This window comes from Pantoea sp. RIT-PI-b (genome assembly GCF_001187905.1).
In the GTDB taxonomy this organism is placed as follows: domain Bacteria; phylum Pseudomonadota; class Gammaproteobacteria; order Enterobacterales; family Enterobacteriaceae; genus Pantoea; species Pantoea nemavictus.
Map to the genome: position 1 here is coordinate 271784 of NZ_LGIS01000026.1, position 14452 is coordinate 286235.

General features: G+C 53.4%; 18 protein-coding genes. 9 read left to right on the forward strand and 9 right to left on the reverse strand.

The genetic code is table 11. The annotated features are described in order from the left end of the window. Positions 1 to 79: 79 nt before the first annotated feature. A complete protein-coding gene (locus AC790_RS17325) occupies positions 80 to 787 on the forward strand; it encodes a YnfC family lipoprotein (RefSeq protein ID WP_049852566.1) in 708 nt (235 codons plus the stop codon). A 45-nt stretch (positions 788 to 832) separates the two neighbouring features. Here AC790_RS17325 and AC790_RS17330 read toward each other — a convergent pair whose 3' ends face one another. Together AC790_RS17330 and AC790_RS17335 are read right to left on the reverse strand one after the other, a co-directional pair. Beyond that, on the reverse strand, positions 833 to 2044 hold the full coding sequence (locus tag AC790_RS17330; protein WP_049852567.1) for a diguanylate phosphodiesterase: 1212 nt from the start codon (positions 2042 to 2044) through the stop codon (positions 833 to 835). Positions 2045 to 2164: 120 nt separating this feature from the next. After that, on the reverse strand, positions 2165 to 2812 hold the full coding sequence (locus AC790_RS17335) for a S24 family peptidase (protein WP_082204290.1): 648 nt from the start codon (positions 2810 to 2812) through the stop codon (positions 2165 to 2167). A 144-nt stretch (positions 2813 to 2956) separates the two neighbouring features. Here AC790_RS17335 and AC790_RS17340 point away from each other — a divergent pair, with 144 nt between their 5' ends. The 4 genes from AC790_RS17340 (at position 2957) to AC790_RS17355 (ending at position 4650) form a co-directional block, all read left to right on the forward strand. After that, positions 2957 to 3346 (forward strand): hypothetical protein, encoded by a 390-nt coding sequence (locus tag AC790_RS17340; protein ID WP_007891426.1) that lies wholly within the window; start codon positions 2957 to 2959, stop codon positions 3344 to 3346. Further along, positions 3327 to 3656: a hypothetical protein gene (locus AC790_RS17345; protein WP_049852568.1), complete on the forward strand. Its 330-nt coding sequence runs from the start codon at positions 3327 to 3329 to the stop codon at positions 3654 to 3656. The genes AC790_RS17340 and AC790_RS17345 overlap by 20 nt, the downstream gene beginning before the upstream one ends. A gap of 82 nt (positions 3657 to 3738) precedes the next feature. Beyond that, entirely contained in the window at positions 3739 to 4227 is a 489-nt protein-coding gene (locus AC790_RS17350; protein WP_049852569.1) for a hypothetical protein, read from the forward strand. A gap of 156 nt (positions 4228 to 4383) precedes the next feature. Continuing rightward, complete coding sequence (locus AC790_RS17355; RefSeq protein WP_007891410.1) at positions 4384 to 4650, forward strand: hypothetical protein; 267 nt, start codon at positions 4384 to 4386, stop codon at positions 4648 to 4650. 20 nt (positions 4651 to 4670) lie between these two features. On the opposite strand, the gene AC790_RS17360 is transcribed toward AC790_RS17355, so the two are convergent. Continuing rightward, entirely contained in the window at positions 4671 to 4910 is a 240-nt protein-coding gene (locus tag AC790_RS17360) for a DinI-like family protein (RefSeq protein ID WP_007891408.1), read from the reverse strand. Positions 4911 to 4972: 62 nt separating this feature from the next. On the opposite strand from AC790_RS17360, the gene iraP reads away from it, so the two are divergent. After that, positions 4973 to 5266: an anti-adapter protein IraP gene (iraP, locus tag AC790_RS17365; RefSeq protein ID WP_007891406.1), complete on the forward strand. Its 294-nt coding sequence runs from the start codon at positions 4973 to 4975 to the stop codon at positions 5264 to 5266. A 195-nt stretch (positions 5267 to 5461) separates the two neighbouring features. Here the strand turns inward: iraP and AC790_RS17370 are convergent, their stop codons facing one another. From AC790_RS17370 to AC790_RS17380, 3 genes are all read right to left on the reverse strand, one after another. Beyond that, complete coding sequence (locus AC790_RS17370) at positions 5462 to 5785, reverse strand: DUF6388 family protein (RefSeq protein WP_007891405.1); 324 nt, start codon at positions 5783 to 5785, stop codon at positions 5462 to 5464. 529 nt (positions 5786 to 6314) lie between these two features. Next, positions 6315 to 7604 carry a sugar ABC transporter substrate-binding protein gene (locus AC790_RS17375; protein WP_049852570.1) on the reverse strand — a complete coding sequence of 430 codons (1290 nt, stop codon included), beginning with the start codon at positions 7602 to 7604 and terminating at the stop codon, positions 6315 to 6317. An 11-nt stretch (positions 7605 to 7615) separates the two neighbouring features. After that, positions 7616 to 9160: a methyl-accepting chemotaxis protein gene (locus AC790_RS17380; protein WP_049852571.1), complete on the reverse strand. Its 1545-nt coding sequence runs from the start codon at positions 9158 to 9160 to the stop codon at positions 7616 to 7618. Positions 9161 to 9380: 220 nt separating this feature from the next. Here AC790_RS17380 and yedD point away from each other — a divergent pair, with 220 nt between their 5' ends. Next, entirely contained in the window at positions 9381 to 9854 is a 474-nt protein-coding gene (gene yedD / locus AC790_RS17385; protein WP_049852572.1) for a lipoprotein YedD, read from the forward strand. A 133-nt stretch (positions 9855 to 9987) separates the two neighbouring features. Here yedD and fliT read toward each other — a convergent pair whose 3' ends face one another. Genes fliT through fliD form a run of 3 tightly spaced genes read right to left on the reverse strand, consistent with a single transcriptional unit; the run spans position 9988 to position 12188 of the window. Beyond that, positions 9988 to 10341 carry a flagella biosynthesis regulatory protein FliT gene (gene fliT / locus AC790_RS17390; protein WP_049852573.1) on the reverse strand — a complete coding sequence of 118 codons (354 nt, stop codon included), beginning with the start codon at positions 10339 to 10341 and terminating at the stop codon, positions 9988 to 9990. Next, the gene (gene fliS, locus AC790_RS17395) at positions 10341 to 10748 is read right to left on the reverse strand and encodes a flagellar export chaperone FliS (protein ID WP_049852574.1); all 408 of its coding nucleotides are present in this window, start codon (positions 10746 to 10748) and stop codon (positions 10341 to 10343) included. Before fliS ends, fliT begins: the two co-directional genes overlap by 1 nt. A gap of 12 nt (positions 10749 to 10760) precedes the next feature. After that, positions 10761 to 12188, reverse strand: a complete 1428-nt coding sequence (gene fliD / locus AC790_RS17400; RefSeq protein WP_049852575.1) for a flagellar filament capping protein FliD — start codon at positions 12186 to 12188, stop codon at positions 10761 to 10763. A gap of 336 nt (positions 12189 to 12524) precedes the next feature. On the opposite strand from fliD, the gene AC790_RS17405 reads away from it, so the two are divergent. After that, positions 12525 to 13811 carry a FliC/FljB family flagellin gene (locus AC790_RS17405; protein ID WP_049852576.1) on the forward strand — a complete coding sequence of 429 codons (1287 nt, stop codon included), beginning with the start codon at positions 12525 to 12527 and terminating at the stop codon, positions 13809 to 13811. Positions 13812 to 13923: 112 nt separating this feature from the next. Continuing rightward, the gene (locus AC790_RS17410; protein ID WP_049852577.1) at positions 13924 to 14289 is read left to right on the forward strand and encodes a cell envelope integrity TolA C-terminal domain-containing protein; all 366 of its coding nucleotides are present in this window, start codon (positions 13924 to 13926) and stop codon (positions 14287 to 14289) included. Positions 14290 to 14452: the final 163 nt, after the last annotated feature.

Consider the following 14452-nt stretch of genomic DNA (forward strand, 5'->3'; position numbering starts at 1 on the left):
CGAGTGGCAAGGTGACTGCCAGAATTAAGCCCAATTTCCGGCCTTATGCGCTGCATTATTTCGAGAAGAGGATTCTCACGTGAAGAAAACCCTGCTTTTTTTTAGCGCTATCGTCCTGCTTGCAGGATGCGATAAGGATGCTGCGACGTTTTATCCGCAAATGAAAAACTACGCTTACCTCTATCAATTTGAAGCGCTGCCTGGAAACGTCAAAAGCACCCATCAAACGCTGTTTACCGCAGATGGACAGCAAATCTTCGAGGTGAATGCCGATTTTGACCGCAACGGCTGCCTCACGCATGTGAAGTCTGTCGGTAAAGCGGGCGAAGTGATTGAAGTCTCGCGCGACGGTGATGCATTAAAGGGCAGCGAAAACGGACAGGATGTGGTGGTGACGCTGGATAAAAACTGCGCCATGGTGAAGAAAGTCACGCCGACCATGACGGTTGATATTGCCTATAACAAACAGGGTTTGGTTGAGCAGATTTCCTCTCCCGCCTCCGATGCAGCGTTTCACCTCGCGTATAACAGTGATGGCGAAATGGCGGTATTAAGTATTACTCAGGCCGGAACAGAAGTGTCGCGTGCTAGCGCGGTGCGGGCAGAAGATAAGAATAAGATTTCGGATGTGGTCACCACGGTGAAGCGTAATGATCAAATCAAAACCGTGAGTAATGTCTGCAAATACAAAAACGCGGTGCCTTATTACTGCGACATTATTACCACCGATGCGGCAGGCAAGGTGGTTGATAAGCAGTATGGCAAAATCGACGTTAGCTATTATTAATAAAAAACGCCGTTCAATGACGGCGTTTTTTAATTTGGGCTGATGCTATTTAATTTCCGGCCACGCTACGGATGGGAAGCCATTTAACAGCGGATGGGCAAACAGGAAACCCTGGAACTGGCTGATACCGGCAGCTTCCAGCCACATCCACTCTTCGGCTTGCTCCACACCTTCAGCAATAACCGCAATCTCCAGCGACGCACAGCACTTAATAATGGCGTGCATAATCGCCTGCTTCGGACCGCTTTTGTGAACATCGCGAATAATATCGCGATCGATTTTGATTTTGTCCGGCTGGAATTTAGATAACAGCGACAAACCGGCAAAACCGGCACCAAAATCGTCCAGCGCCAGACTGATACCGGCGGCTTTGAGCTTTCTCACTTCGGCGGCGAACTCATCGGAGCGCGAAATGATCTCATTCTCGGTAACTTCCACGATGATCTGCTGCGGCACCAGTCCACTGGCGGTGATCTCCTGCAGCAGAAAATCGACCGCATTCGGCACCGTCACCAGCGACATCGGCAGCAGATTGATCGACAAGCGATGCTCGCCAATCCCGAGTTTGCTCGCCACGTTAAACGCCAGTTTTTTCGAGCGAATATCCGCGTGGTAAACCGCTTCGCCACCAAAAGCGGAGAAATACTCATCCGGTGAGCCGCCGGTGGGCGTGCGGATCAGTGCTTCAAACGAGGTGACGCGACGCGCGAAGGGATCGATGATCGGTTGAAAGGCAAAGCGGCAATCCTGCACGCTCTGATCAAGATCATCCAGCTCATTTAACCAGGCTTCATCGGGAATAAATTCCCAGGTATTGGCTGGCGGGATTTCAAAGTAGTTCTCTTTATCCCGTGCCACCACGAAGGTGCGTAAAAACTGCAGCGCACGATCTTTATAGGTGAGCTGGTAGCGAGAGGTACCTTTATCCAGCACCGCTTGCAGCACGCTCTCTTTGTCGTGCTCACGCAGATCGAACAACTCCATGCCGACCTTGCCAAACCGGCGTTCTGGCGCGAAGTCATGCATCAGTTCCACCAGATTATGGTGGCGCGCATCCTGGCAAATACGCTGATAAATGCCCTGCACCGCATCGCGCGGCCCTTCCAGCAGCTGGAAAAAATGCAGGCCATCAAACAGTAAGATGCCGGTGACATCCGAGTTTTTATTTTTGCTATTGGCTTTAGCAACCATATCTTCGAGCGTTTTAATCGGCACGTGGTCGTGCAGATGGCTGCGATAAAGAATTGTGGTAAGCATGGCGATTGTCCGACGAAATTATTATTTTGCGGCTACATTAACAGGCTTACCGCGGGGTCTGTCCATAGCTTCCCGCGCTAAGGCTAAACTTTTTTCAAAATAACAGCTTAAGCGAAGCGGCTAGCCGCTTCGATAACGCCGCAGCTCCATTAAAGTGCCGATAATTTGCAGGCCAGCGTCTGCCGAGTGTAGCTGTGGAAAATCATCGTTCAGCGGTCGTAAGACGAAATGTTGCCCAGCAGATTGCTGAGCTTGCTGACGATAAATGCGCACCAGCGCCACGCCATTTGCTAGCGCCAGCACCACATCGCCAGGCTGCGGCGGAACATTGGGATCAAAGATTAAGCTGTCCCCGGGGCGATAGTCGGGCTGCATCGATTGATCTTCCACCGTTATCGCTAAGGCGCCATCGCTGAGTGTGCTTTCACTGTAGAGAAAACGCGTCGCCTGTTGTTGCAGCAGTAAACGCTGTTCGCCCAACCACGCGGCCGCTTGCGTCAGACTGATCAATGGCACCGTCGCAACAGGTACCGCGCTCGGCGCTGCTGAAAACACCTCGCCATCACCATCAATAATCCATGCCGCGGTACATTGCAGCCACTGCGCCAGCCGCAGCAGGTTTTCCCCACGCGGTACGGTTTCCTCTTTTTCCCATTGCGATACAGCCACATGCGAAACGCCGATGCTTTTAGCCAGCGCCTGCTGTGTTAACTGCAGTGCTTTACGTCGTGCCCGGATGCGTTCACCGGAAGATTCTTTTTTCATCATCTTGACATCTCCTGAAGGATTGACTTAAGTATACTTAAATTGATGAAATAAAGTAAACTTAAATTCAGGCGTTGACCGCGAAGCTGGCAAGGGTGGTCAGCGTGCTCTTGAGGCGCAACCCTTGCCAGGGGTGAGAGGTGAAGCATGGAAAGTAGTTTAGTCACCAGCGTAGGTGCGTTGCTTCTCGGCGGCGGCGCAGCAGCTGTGTTCTGGAAACCGTTAATGGCGGGGATTGCCGCTATCGTCACCAGCAATCGTGCCGGCGGGGAGATCATCACCAGCTACAAAGAACAGGTGATGCTGCTCAAAGAGGGTCATGCCTTGATGCGCCAGGAAAACGATGAGTTGCGCATCCGTCATGACAAAAACCTGCGGCGTATCTCTTCGCTGGAGACCGATCTGCGGCTGATTAAAAACGCGTTAAGCATTTTGCTGGCAACCACTGAAGCCGAGCACAGCGATAAATTTCGCAGTCAGGTCAACCAACTGATTACCACTCTGGAGGAGAGTCGTGATGACGCAGATAAACAGTGAGTACGTAGTGAAAAACCATCGGCGCCAGCTGTTTTTCGGCGGCTTTCTACTGATGCTGTCGCTGATGTGCGTGGCGATGACGGTGCTGTTCCTGTTCGTCAGTAACAGCGCCAATCAGCGGGTTGAGGAGATCCGGCAACAGTACCGCACCATCTCCGAGCGGCGTGAAGCCCGCGTGGCGGAGTTGACCAGCCAGTTGGTGGCGCTGCAGAACACACTCGATGGCATAAACAAGCATCCGGCCAGCGCACCGGCTGAGAAAGTGAAACCGGCTGAAGGAGAGAAGTCGCCACCTCAACCCAAGCGTTAAGGAGGGGATCATGCGCATTACCACGTGGATTGCAGCCAGTGTTGCCCGACTGCGGTCTTTATTAAGTCAGAAGGAGAACGTTATGAGCGATCAAATTGTTATCGATCCAACCACCAATGCTGCGGTAAGCGCTAGCGCAGCCACTCCCCAGGCTTCCTCACCCGCGGAGGATTTTGCCAACGAAGTCGCTACGCCAGCAGCGCCAGCAGCTGCCGTCACCGCAGTTCCGGCGGCAGCGCCTGCGGCTGACGTCTCAACCGAGGCTGCCCCCGCTGCTGCGCCTGAAGCTGTGGCGGTTGCGCCTACTGAAGCTGTACCGGTCGCTGTACCGGAGGCGGTGACCGCTGCGCCAGCGGAAGAGGTGCCACCCACGGCACCCGAGGTGGCAACTCCCGTTGCAGCCGCAGCGGCGCCGGCCACCGCAACGCAGGAGGCCAGTCATGCCAGCGAAGGATTCTCAGAAGGGGTGAAAGATTTTGCCCAGGCGTTCAAATTTGTCGAGCAGGGGGTGATCAAATTGGGGGATGCCGCCAAGGATGAGCTGATTGAACTGGCGAGGAAGTATCTGTAATGCAGGACGACTCGCCAAAGGGGACCGGGATGTCCCCTGTTAATTAACAGGTTTTAGACACTTCCGATTATTCCTAATGCGGCTTCGATATTTTGTACTACCTTTAATCATTCAAGCGTTATTTAAATCGTCTTATTAAGCGAAAAGGAAGATAGCATGAGTGATACAGAAACTGTAAAAACCAAAACTGACTACTTGCGTGATGTCACCTCCCAGCTTAAAGAGATGCGCCACTACGCGCAGACCAATACTGAGACGCTTTCTGCCCACTGGCTGGCGTTTGATGCGGGTGAGTACAAAGACCCGGAGTATGCGGGACGTTTTGACACCTTGCTCAACAAACAGGGCAAGCTGTTAGATGATATTGATGAGGCGATTCAGGACCTGGAAATCGCCATCAACCATGCCGAGCAGGAAAGCTAAGCTTGTCATGCACTGGTGGCCTAATCGGCCACCAGCCACATTTCCGCTTCATCGAACATCTCTTCAACAATCCGCGCAATCGTCGCTTTATCGTTCTTACTCATATCGGTATCAATCGCGTTCCGTTCCATTGGTTTGACGCGCACCTCAATATCGGGAAAGACGCGCTGTACACGCTTTTCCAACTCCTGCAAAATCATCTCGCGTGCGCCCGGTAATCCGGCCACATTGCGCTTATCGTAAATCAGTTCCACAAACATCAGGGCGTTCCATTCAGCGGATTGGGTGCGCCATGGTACTGTAAATAAAAACAGGGGTAAACATGCGCCAACTGGTTATCGATATCTTGCTGAAAATGGCAAAAATGGATGTGGAGGCAAAGGAGCTGGTGGCGCAGGTTGAGGCGCAGTCATTACTGATTGCGGCACTGCTGATTCAGGCTAAAGAGAACAACTCGCTGACCATTTCCGAAACGGTACAAGAGGCCATTGTGACGGCTTCGCGTGCATCGCAGGAGTTTCTACAATCGGATGTTGATCTGCTGCTCACCCACGTTAATCGTCTACTGGCGGTAGCAAGCTATATTGAAATTAAAGGAATAGAGCGGGAAGGGTAGAAAAATATTACCTCTGGAAGTGGAAATCCAGCAACACTTCCAGAGGCGGTGCAACAGCACCATTCGTTCAAGGACAATCTACGACTTACGTCGTGATGAGTAAGTTATACAAGTTAGAACGACTTGTACAACTTTTTCCTGATCATTTTGAGTGGTTGGAGCTGTATCCTTGATGCATATTCAACAGCTTGGGCGTTAAAGCTCGTTCTTGATGCAGAACTCTTCCCACGTCATGCCCAAAGCTTCGGCATGAGATTTCAGATATTTTTCAATGGCATCGGCGGCTACGGCTTTATCCGGCTCGGCCAGCTGAATGGAAAACAGCATGCCATCCAGCTTCTTCTGACGCAGAAACGCGGCGTAAATGCGTTCAGCGTGCCACGCGCGTAATTGGGCCAGCGACAGGTTCGCCTGGCGCGCATCGCTCTCGGTGAATTCATCCAGTGCAGACTGAAAATCGGGGTGGGCGGCGAAAAACATGGTGCGCGCCTGAGCGTAATACTCTTCTGGGGTTTTCATTCGGGGATTCCTGCGTATCAACTTGCGCGCTAGTGTAACGCGCGCAAGTGGCCTTGTCAGTTGCAGAGCTTTAACAATGCACGCATCGTGACGGCCAGCGCACTGGCTCAGTTGGGGTTCCCTGGTCGCCATGAATGGCGACCCTACAGGCGTTACAGCGATGACGAGTCAGTAAGACGCATTGATGCTGCAGCGCGGGTGTTGAGGCGACATCCCAGCCCGCTGAGCGAGTAAGGGATTCCAGGGCGAGCCGCAGGGATGCGGCGAGAGGCGGCGCTGAGCAGGAGCGAATCGCCGCCGGTCCGTCAGGAATCGTGAAGGAGTGAAGGCACCGCGTAGCGGCGGGATGGGCTGGCGCAGGGCCCGGGAGTGAAGAGGGCGTGGCCAGACGCCCTCTTCTCGGTCGCCGCACGACATAGCTGAAACTGCCCCAGCAGATGGCGAACGAAAGTTGCTCAGAGCTTAACTGATCGGCATTACGCAATTTATTGCGCGATGAATCGCGCCGCTACGGAATGTGCGCTACCGATCAATGCAACTGCTGATAAATGCGCGTGACGTCCTGCTGATTCTTCGCCAGAGTTTCGTCCAGCGTCAGTTTACCGCTCAGCATATCCGCCAGATTCTGCCCGACGGCATTACCCATCTGATCAAATCCTGGAATACTCACGTACTGCACGCCCTGATAGGGCACCGGATTAAGCGTTGGTTGCTCGACGGTGGCCGATTCAATCGCCGCACGCACCTGCGCCGCATACGGTGCCAGGCGCTGATAACTGGGTTGCTGATAGGTTGAATTGCGGCTGCCCGGCGGCACCGCGCCCCAACCAACGGTATCCGCAACTTGCTGAATATACTGTTTTGACGTCGCCCAGCTGATAAAAGCGATGGCCGCATCGCGATTCGGCGTATGCGCGGGAACGGCCAGCGCCCACGACCACAGCCAGTTGGAACCGTTACGCGTGATGCCGCCCGGCGCAGGGGCAAAGGCCAGCTTATCCGCCACCAATGAAATCTGCGGATTAACCAGCAGACCGGCTGCCACCGTACTGTCGATCCACATCGCGCACTTGCCCTGTGCTGTCAGACGCAAAATCTGGCCAAAGCTGTTGTTCACCGTATCTGGCGGCCCGTCCTGTTTCACCATCTGCAAGTAATCGCCGAGCGCTTCGCGCCACTCCGCAGAGTTGAGCGTGGGTTGCCAGTTCTCATCGAACCACTGCGCGCCATAGGCGTTGGCCATGGTGGTGAGGAGCGCAACGTTATCGCCCCAGCCAGGCTGACCGCGCAAGCACAGGCCGTAAATGCCTTGCTGCTTGTCGGTCAGCTTGGCGGCAAAGTTTTTGATGTCGGTCCAGTCGGGATTATCGGGCATGGTTAGGCCTTTTGCCGCAAACAGGTCTTTGCGGTAATAGGTCATGCTGCTTTCACCGTAGAACGGCAGGGCATACAGGGTTTGCTGCCACGACAGCGCTTTGCGTACCGGAGCGATGAGATCATCGCTATCGTAATCCGCCGGCAGCGTATTCAGCGGCGCCAGCCAGCCTTTTTCGCCCCACAGCGGCGCTTCATAGGTGCCAACGGTAATCACGTCAAACTGCGGCTGGCCGCTATTCATCGCCGACAGCACCGCCTGACGCAGCGCGCCATCATCCATTACGTGCCACTGCAGTTTGACGTCGGGATGTTGCTGTTCATAACGCGTAGAGAGCTGCTGCATGATGGTCATATCGCCGTTGGCGATGGTGGCGATGTTCAGCGTGGTTGCCGCCTGACTCAGCAGCGGCGTGGCCAGTAACATCGCGAGAAGTTTACGCATGATGTCGCTCCTTAGCGCTGTTGCAGGCGGAAGAAGGCCATCTTCTCCACCAGCAATCCAGCATGCTCACTGACGGTTTGGCTGGCGGCGCTGGCTTCCTGCACCAACGAGGCGTTCTGCTGCGTAGCGCCATCCATCTGGATCACCGCAGTATTGACCTGTTCAATGCCGCTGGATTGCTGACGGCTGGCCACGGCAATTTCGCCGACGATATCCACCACGCGCGCCACGCCGTGATTGATGTCATTCAACATGGCCCCGGAACGCTGCACCAGCGCGCTGCCAGCTTCCACCTTGCCGACGCTGGCATCAATCAACGCTTTAATCTCGTGCGCGGCACCGGCAGATCGCTGCGCCAGTTGACGCACTTCGGCGGCCACCACGGCAAAGCCACGGCCTTGCTCACCCGCACGCGCCGCTTCGACGGCCGCGTTTAGCGCCAGCAGGTTGGTCTGGAAGGCAATTTCATCGATCACCCGGTTGATATCGGCGATACGCTTGCTGGAGGATTCAATCTCCTCCATCGCGCTGACCGCATCACGCAGCACGCTGCTGCCGCGTTCGGCCTGATGACGCACATCGGTGGCCAGTTCGTTGGCCTGCGCGGCGTTATCGGCGTTATGTTTTACCGTGGCGGTCATCTGCTCCATGCTGGCGGCGGTTTGCTCCAGCGAGCTGGCCTGCGAATGGGTACGCTCAGAGAGATCATCATTGCCGTCGGCCATCTGACGCGCGGCATCGCTGAGCGCGCTGGCGCTTTCGCCCACTTCGCGCACGATCTCGGCCAGACGCACGTCCATGCGCAGCAGCGATTGCATCAGTTCGCCCATCTCATCACGCGAAACGGTGCCGATATCATGATTCAGTTCACCGGCCGCAATCGACTCGGCGAGTTCGCGTGCCTGACCAATCGAGCGATTGATTGAGCGAATTAGCAGCCAGCCAAACACCAGCGCCACGCTTAAGCCCACCAGCAGAATCACAATCAGGCTATTGCGCGCCAGCTGGTAATCGCTGTTGCTTTGCTGATAGGTGAGTTCTGCATGCTGGCGCATCAGCGCATCCAGCTGGTCAATATCCTGCTGCAGCAGCTGACTGCCGCTGCGCAGGCGGGTTTCAATCACCACTAACGCCGCCGAAGGGTTGCCGCTTTTCAGCAGTTCGCCGGCCTCTTTCAACGCCGTTTGCCAGCCGTCGAGGTGGGTAATAAATTGCTGGCTCAGCGGCTTGGTTTGCGCATCAAACGACAGCTGCTGCCAGGTTTGGCGGTCTTTCGCAATCTGTTCACCGTAGTGCGCAATGCGCGCCAGACGTTTCTCCACTTCGCTGCTGTCAGTCCAGTAGCGCAGGGCATCAAACAGGGTAGAGGATTGTTCCTGCACCATGCGGTACAGGCGGGAAGAGTATTGCAGCGGTAACAGCTCATTCTGGTAGGCATTTTGCGCCCGCTGGTCGGCGGCACGCAGTCCGATGATTCCCCAGATGGCGGCAACAATCAGTAAAATGCACAGCAGGCCGACAATCGATATCAGGCGCGCGCGAAGGGTTAATCGCATAACGGTGTTCTCCGTAACGAAGATGAAGTGTGTAGTGGGTAATTATTATTTTGTGCAGATCCGTTAACTCCAGGATGAGTTATCGGCGCATTAATGAGCGGCTTGAGTTTTTTATGGCGCACACCGCAGGGAAAAACGCGCGGCATACCGCAGATACCTTGCGCAACTGACGGGAAAAATTATAACGTAGCCGCCATTGATGCGAGTGTAGGGAACGAGAATGAAAAAGTGGATGATACTGGCCGCGCTGGCGTTGAGTGGCTGTGCGCAGATCAGCAATTATGACCAGGCCGTGAAAACCCCGGCACCGCTGGAACTGCAGGGCAACTGGCAAACCGTTGGCCCGCAGAGCAAGTTGATCAGCAAGCAGGCGATGGGCAGCCTGATTATCAGTGCCGAAGGCGATACGCTGGATTGCCGCCAGTGGCAGCGAGTGATTGCTAAACCGGGCAAATTAACGCGTTTGGGCGATGATTGGGTCAACGTGACGCGTCAGGTGCGCGTGATGCCGCTGAAGCTGGAGAGCGGTGAGCTGCGTTACGACGGTTTACGCCTGCGTAAAGTGGATCGCCCAACCGTTGAGTGCCAGCAGGCGCTGGACGAAGTGGCGAAGCGCCCGAATGACGCGGTGATTCAGGATATTGAGCCGGCGATTATGCAGCCGGTTTCGGTGTCGTCTAAGCCGGCACAATAATCCTCAGGTCACCATAAATGGCGACCCTACATATTCTGCCCGTAGGGTCGCCATTTATGGTGACCTGAAAATCGTAAAAAAAGGGTGAGAAGATAACTTCTCACCCTTTTTTCATGCCGTACATCGTAACCAATCAACCCTGCGGCAAATACACGCTGCCTTGCTTACCATATGCGCTCATCACCGATTTCTGCATCGATGATTGTCCTACCAGCTGCGTCAGTTCATCCATACGCAGTTGCAGCAGACGCTTCACTTCGCTCTCATTATCGAGGATATGGCGCAACACCGGACGCAGCTGCTCTTGCAGCTGGCGCGACGGTGCGGCGGCTTCGGTTGTTTGCGCCAGTCTTTGCACCGCACTGACATAATCCACTTCCTTGGTAATCAAATCATCCCATTCGCCGTCTGCTGCCAAACGCAGCATTCCATGGCTGAGGTCGAGTAACTGTTGGTAAACGGTGATCAGTGGCGGTGCAATGTTCATTAAACGGCGTCCTGAAGGTGTTGAGGTTGTACGACTTCTTTCCAGGCATCAGCAATATTGCGCAGAAGACCTTCAACTTCTTCGAGGGCTTCGACATCATTACGCAGATTAGCCTGAACCAGACGGCGAACCATATAGGCGTAAAGGCCTAACAGGTTGTCGGTAAGGTCATCGCCTGCTTGCTCATCGAGGCCCTGTTTCAGTCCGCCTTCGATGATGTTAATGGCCTTGGAAATCGAGTTACCTTTTCCCTGGATATTGTTGTCCTGCATAAACAGGCGGGCGCGGACCAGTGCGCTGATCGCACCGTCAAACAGCAAGGTAATCAGCTGCTGTTGATTGGCGCTCATCACTGAGCTCTCCACCCCGATTTTTGCATAGGCTTGTGTGCCGTTAGCGCTGTACATGATCATTCCTTATTAAGACGAGCTGCTTGAGCTTGAGCTGCTGGATGACTCGAACTGCTGCGTCAGGTAGCTGCTGGTCTGGTTTAACGAACTCATCAGCACATCAAGTTGCGTAAACTGAGCTTTATAACGAGCCACCATGTTGTCGATACGCGTACTCATGGTGTTGTACTGATCGGTCAGGTCATTCAGCGTTTTACTCACGCCATCCGTCGCGGCCTGCACGATACCGGTGCTGGACAGCCAACCGGTCAGATTGGTGGCGATAGTGGTGGTGATGCCGGTGGTTTTACCATCACCGACAATCATCTCTTTCACGCCATCCGCGTCGCTGCTCAGCGCAGTTTCCAGTTTGTCGGAATCCAGTTCCAAAGAACCGGTGGTTGGGTCGGTGGTGATACCGATCTGCGCCAGGGTTTTATAGGTGGAAGAACTTTGCGCATTGGTCAGCATGCTTTTCAGCTGGGTCTGAATAGTGCGCAGGGTGCTATCACCTAACAGCGCGCCGTTGCTGGTGTCTTGCGCGTCTGCGCCGACATCAACAGCAGTGTATTTAGTCAGGGTGCTGAACTGATCGAGCAGGGTGTTATAAGCATCGACCCACGTCTTAATCGCGCTTTCCGCTTTTGAGGTGTCTTTGGTGATGGTCAGCGTCTGATTGCCGCTGGTGGTGTCGTTAAGATTGAGAGTGATCCCTTCCAGCGCATCACTAATGGTGTTGCTGCTGTTTTCAATCTCGACATTATTTACCGTCAACTTAGCGTTCTGCGCGGTCACGCTTTCGGTCATTGCATTGCTGCTGCCGGATGCATCGTAGCCAACAATACCTTGCAGCGTGTCATCACCGGTTACGGCAATTTTGCTAACGGCATTATCACTGCCGGTTTCGCTGGAGGTCAGCGATAAACGGTAGCTGCCATCGCCCACTTTAATGATAGTGGCGCTAACGCCGGCATCAGCACTGTTGATCGCATCACGCATACCGGTCAGTGAAGTTTGGTCACTGGTCAGGGCGATGTCTTTGCTGGTGCCATCTTTCAGGGTAATCGACAAGGTACGGCTGCTGGCAGATGAGTCGCCTAGCGCCGTGGTGTTGCTGGTCTGCACTGCTGAAGTCAGGGTCTGCGCCTGCGCCAGCTGGGAAACGCTAATGGTGTATTTACCCGCGACCACAGAACCTGAGGTGGTGGCGCTAAACGCGCTAGAGCTGCTACTTGCTGAGGTTGCGCTGAACAGATCGGCACTGTTTAGCGCGGTGTTCGCGGTCTGGAAAGTAGAAAGCGAGCTTTTCAGCGTGGCGTACGCGCTCAGTTTGGCGGTATAGGCCGTCTGCTGATTAGAGATAGGCGTTAATGACGCTTTCTCAGCAGTGGTCAGGTTATCAAGGATGGTACTTAAATCGAGGCCAGAACCGATACCCAGCGTAGAGATACTTGCCATGTTGTTTCCTTTAAGTGGTCGACACGGAGTTTGAATACCCGGGTTATCGGCTTTGAATAGTCAAAGTTTAAAATTAATTCTCAATCGGTGATGAAGTGAATAGCGTATATAGAGAAGGGTATTTCTGGCGCTAGAAAAAATGATCAAATCTCTAAAGAAGTGAGCGGAGAGGGCGATAAAGATAAGCGTGACAGGTTGAAGGGAAAAATTTTCACCTGGTCCTAAAAAAAATCTAAAGGTTGTTTAAGGGCAGACGATAACAACATTGACGGCGCTGAAGCCGGCGGGTTGAAGCCCACACCTTAACCGAAAGACTTGATTAACAGGAAAATTATCATGGCCCAAGTCATTAATACCAACAGCCTCTCGCTGATCACTCAGAACAACATCAACAAGAACCAGTCTGCTCTGTCTACCTCTATCGAGCGTCTGTCTTCTGGTCTTCGTATTAACAGCGCTAAAGATGACGCAGCGGGCCAGGCCATTGCCAACCGCTTCACCTCTAACATCAACGGCCTGACTCAGGCAGCGCGTAACGCTAACGACGGTATCTCTGCAGCGCAGACCACTGAAGGCGCACTGTCAGAAATCAACAACAACTTACAGCGTATCCGTGAACTGACTGTACAGTCTCAGAACGGTACTAACTCAGATTCTGACCTGTCTTCAATCCAGGACGAAATCAAATCACGTCTGGACGAGATTGACCGTGTATCTGGTCAGACTCAGTTCAACGGCGTGAACGTGCTGGCTAAAGACGGTAAAATGTCTATCCAGGTTGGCGCTAATGATGGTCAGACTATCGATATCAACCTGCAGAAAATCGACTCATCAACTTTGGGTCTGAGCGGTTTTGGTGTTGACAAAACTGCACTGAAAACCAGTGATGCAATTACTCAGGTTGGTGCGAGTGGTGCACTGAAATCTGTTGATTTGTCTTCAGTAGCAACAGCTCTGAAAGTTGATGCAAGCACACTGTCTCTGAAAAACGTTCAGGATTCTACTGGTGCTGCAACTGCTAACTATGTTGTGTCTTCTGGTAGCGACAACTATTCAGTTTCTGTTGACGATGCAAGCGGCACTGTAACCCTGAACACCACTGATGTGACCTACGATGACAGTGCAAATGGTGTTACTGGTGGTTCAATGACCGGTAAATACGTGAAAGTAGGTGCTGATGATACTGGTGCTGCAGTGGGTTACGTTACTGTTCAGGGTAAAGACTATAAAACTGATGCAGGCGCGCTGGTTAACACCAACGACACCACTGGTTCTCAGAACGTAGCAAGCAACATTGGTGATATTGCTGATGCTGCTAACACCAGCGCATATACTGGTGCAGCAACTTCAGATCCACTGGCTCTGCTGGACAAAGCTATCGCGTCTGTAGACAAATTCCGTTCAAGCCTGGGTGCGGTGCAGAACCGTCTGGACTCTGCAATCACCAACCTGAACAACACCACCACTAACCTGTCTGAAGCACAGTCTCGTATTCAGGATGCTGACTACGCTACTGAAGTTTCAAACATGTCTAAAGCACAGATCATCCAGCAGGCGGGTAACTCAGTGTTGGCTAAAGCTAACCAGGTTCCACAGCAGGTTCTGTCTCTGCTGCAGGGCTAATCGCTCTAAGCTCCTTGCTTATCAAACCCCGCTTCGGCGGGGTTTTTTTATATCTGCATATTATGCGCAAGCAGTTATACTCAGCATCCTCCCGCTTCACAGGACGTGTTTAATGCGTATTTTCCTCTTCGCTATGCTGTTGTTATCCGGTTGTACCACCGCAAAACATCCACGCACTAACGTGGTCGTGCCACCGCCGCCGGTTGTGACCGATCTCAACAGCTATATCGCCGGAATCAACTATGCCATCACGACGCAGTTATTTGATGTCGATATCTTTGCAGGCAAAACGTGTGATGTGCGACTTGATTTGGATGACAAAGGACAACTGACGGATATCCATGTATTAACCGGCGATCTCGGCTTATGTACTGCCGCTAAGGAGGCTGTCAAAAACGCTCAATTCCCTGAGCCACCGTCTCAGGAAATTCATCGGGTGATAACGCATCCGGTATTACATTTCGCGCCACAAAAGTGAAACGCACGGCCGGTACATCGTAGGGTCGCCATTCATGGCGACCGCAAGTCAGCACCATCTATAGCAGCGCAATCTATTGCGCCATGCCCGCCATCTCCACCCAATCCGCTTGAAGCTTTACCGGCTTATCGCTAAGGTAAGCGCGTTTTTTCGCCGCCAGGAA

Bases quoted from the DNA above. Each gene is read 5' to 3' on its own strand.
- AC790_RS17330 (WP_049852567.1), bottom strand. From the start codon at position 2,044: ATGCTTACCACAATTCTTTATCGCAGCCATCTGCACGACCACGTGCCG.
- AC790_RS17335 (WP_082204290.1), bottom strand. From the start codon at position 2,812: ATGATGAAAAAAGAATCTTCCGGTGAACGCATCCGGGCACGACGTAAA.
- AC790_RS17340 (WP_007891426.1), top strand. From the start codon at position 2,957: ATGGAAAGTAGTTTAGTCACCAGCGTAGGTGCGTTGCTTCTCGGCGGC.
- AC790_RS17345 (WP_049852568.1), top strand. From the start codon at position 3,327: ATGACGCAGATAAACAGTGAGTACGTAGTGAAAAACCATCGGCGCCAG.
- AC790_RS17350 (WP_049852569.1), top strand. From the start codon at position 3,739: ATGAGCGATCAAATTGTTATCGATCCAACCACCAATGCTGCGGTAAGC.
- AC790_RS17355 (WP_007891410.1), top strand. From the start codon at position 4,384: ATGAGTGATACAGAAACTGTAAAAACCAAAACTGACTACTTGCGTGAT.
- AC790_RS17360 (WP_007891408.1), bottom strand. From the start codon at position 4,910: ATGTTTGTGGAACTGATTTACGATAAGCGCAATGTGGCCGGATTACCG.
- iraP (WP_007891406.1), top strand. From the start codon at position 4,973: ATGCGCCAACTGGTTATCGATATCTTGCTGAAAATGGCAAAAATGGAT.
- AC790_RS17370 (WP_007891405.1), bottom strand. From the start codon at position 5,785: ATGAAAACCCCAGAAGAGTATTACGCTCAGGCGCGCACCATGTTTTTC.
- AC790_RS17375 (WP_049852570.1), bottom strand. From the start codon at position 7,604: ATGCGTAAACTTCTCGCGATGTTACTGGCCACGCCGCTGCTGAGTCAG.
- AC790_RS17380 (WP_049852571.1), bottom strand. From the start codon at position 9,160: ATGCGATTAACCCTTCGCGCGCGCCTGATATCGATTGTCGGCCTGCTG.
- yedD (WP_049852572.1), top strand. From the start codon at position 9,381: ATGAAAAAGTGGATGATACTGGCCGCGCTGGCGTTGAGTGGCTGTGCG.
- fliT (WP_049852573.1), bottom strand. From the start codon at position 10,341: ATGAACATTGCACCGCCACTGATCACCGTTTACCAACAGTTACTCGAC.
- fliS (WP_049852574.1), bottom strand. From the start codon at position 10,748: ATGTACAGCGCTAACGGCACACAAGCCTATGCAAAAATCGGGGTGGAG.
- fliD (WP_049852575.1), bottom strand. From the start codon at position 12,188: ATGGCAAGTATCTCTACGCTGGGTATCGGTTCTGGCCTCGATTTAAGT.
- AC790_RS17405 (WP_049852576.1), top strand. From the start codon at position 12,525: ATGGCCCAAGTCATTAATACCAACAGCCTCTCGCTGATCACTCAGAAC.
- AC790_RS17410 (WP_049852577.1), top strand. From the start codon at position 13,924: ATGCGTATTTTCCTCTTCGCTATGCTGTTGTTATCCGGTTGTACCACC.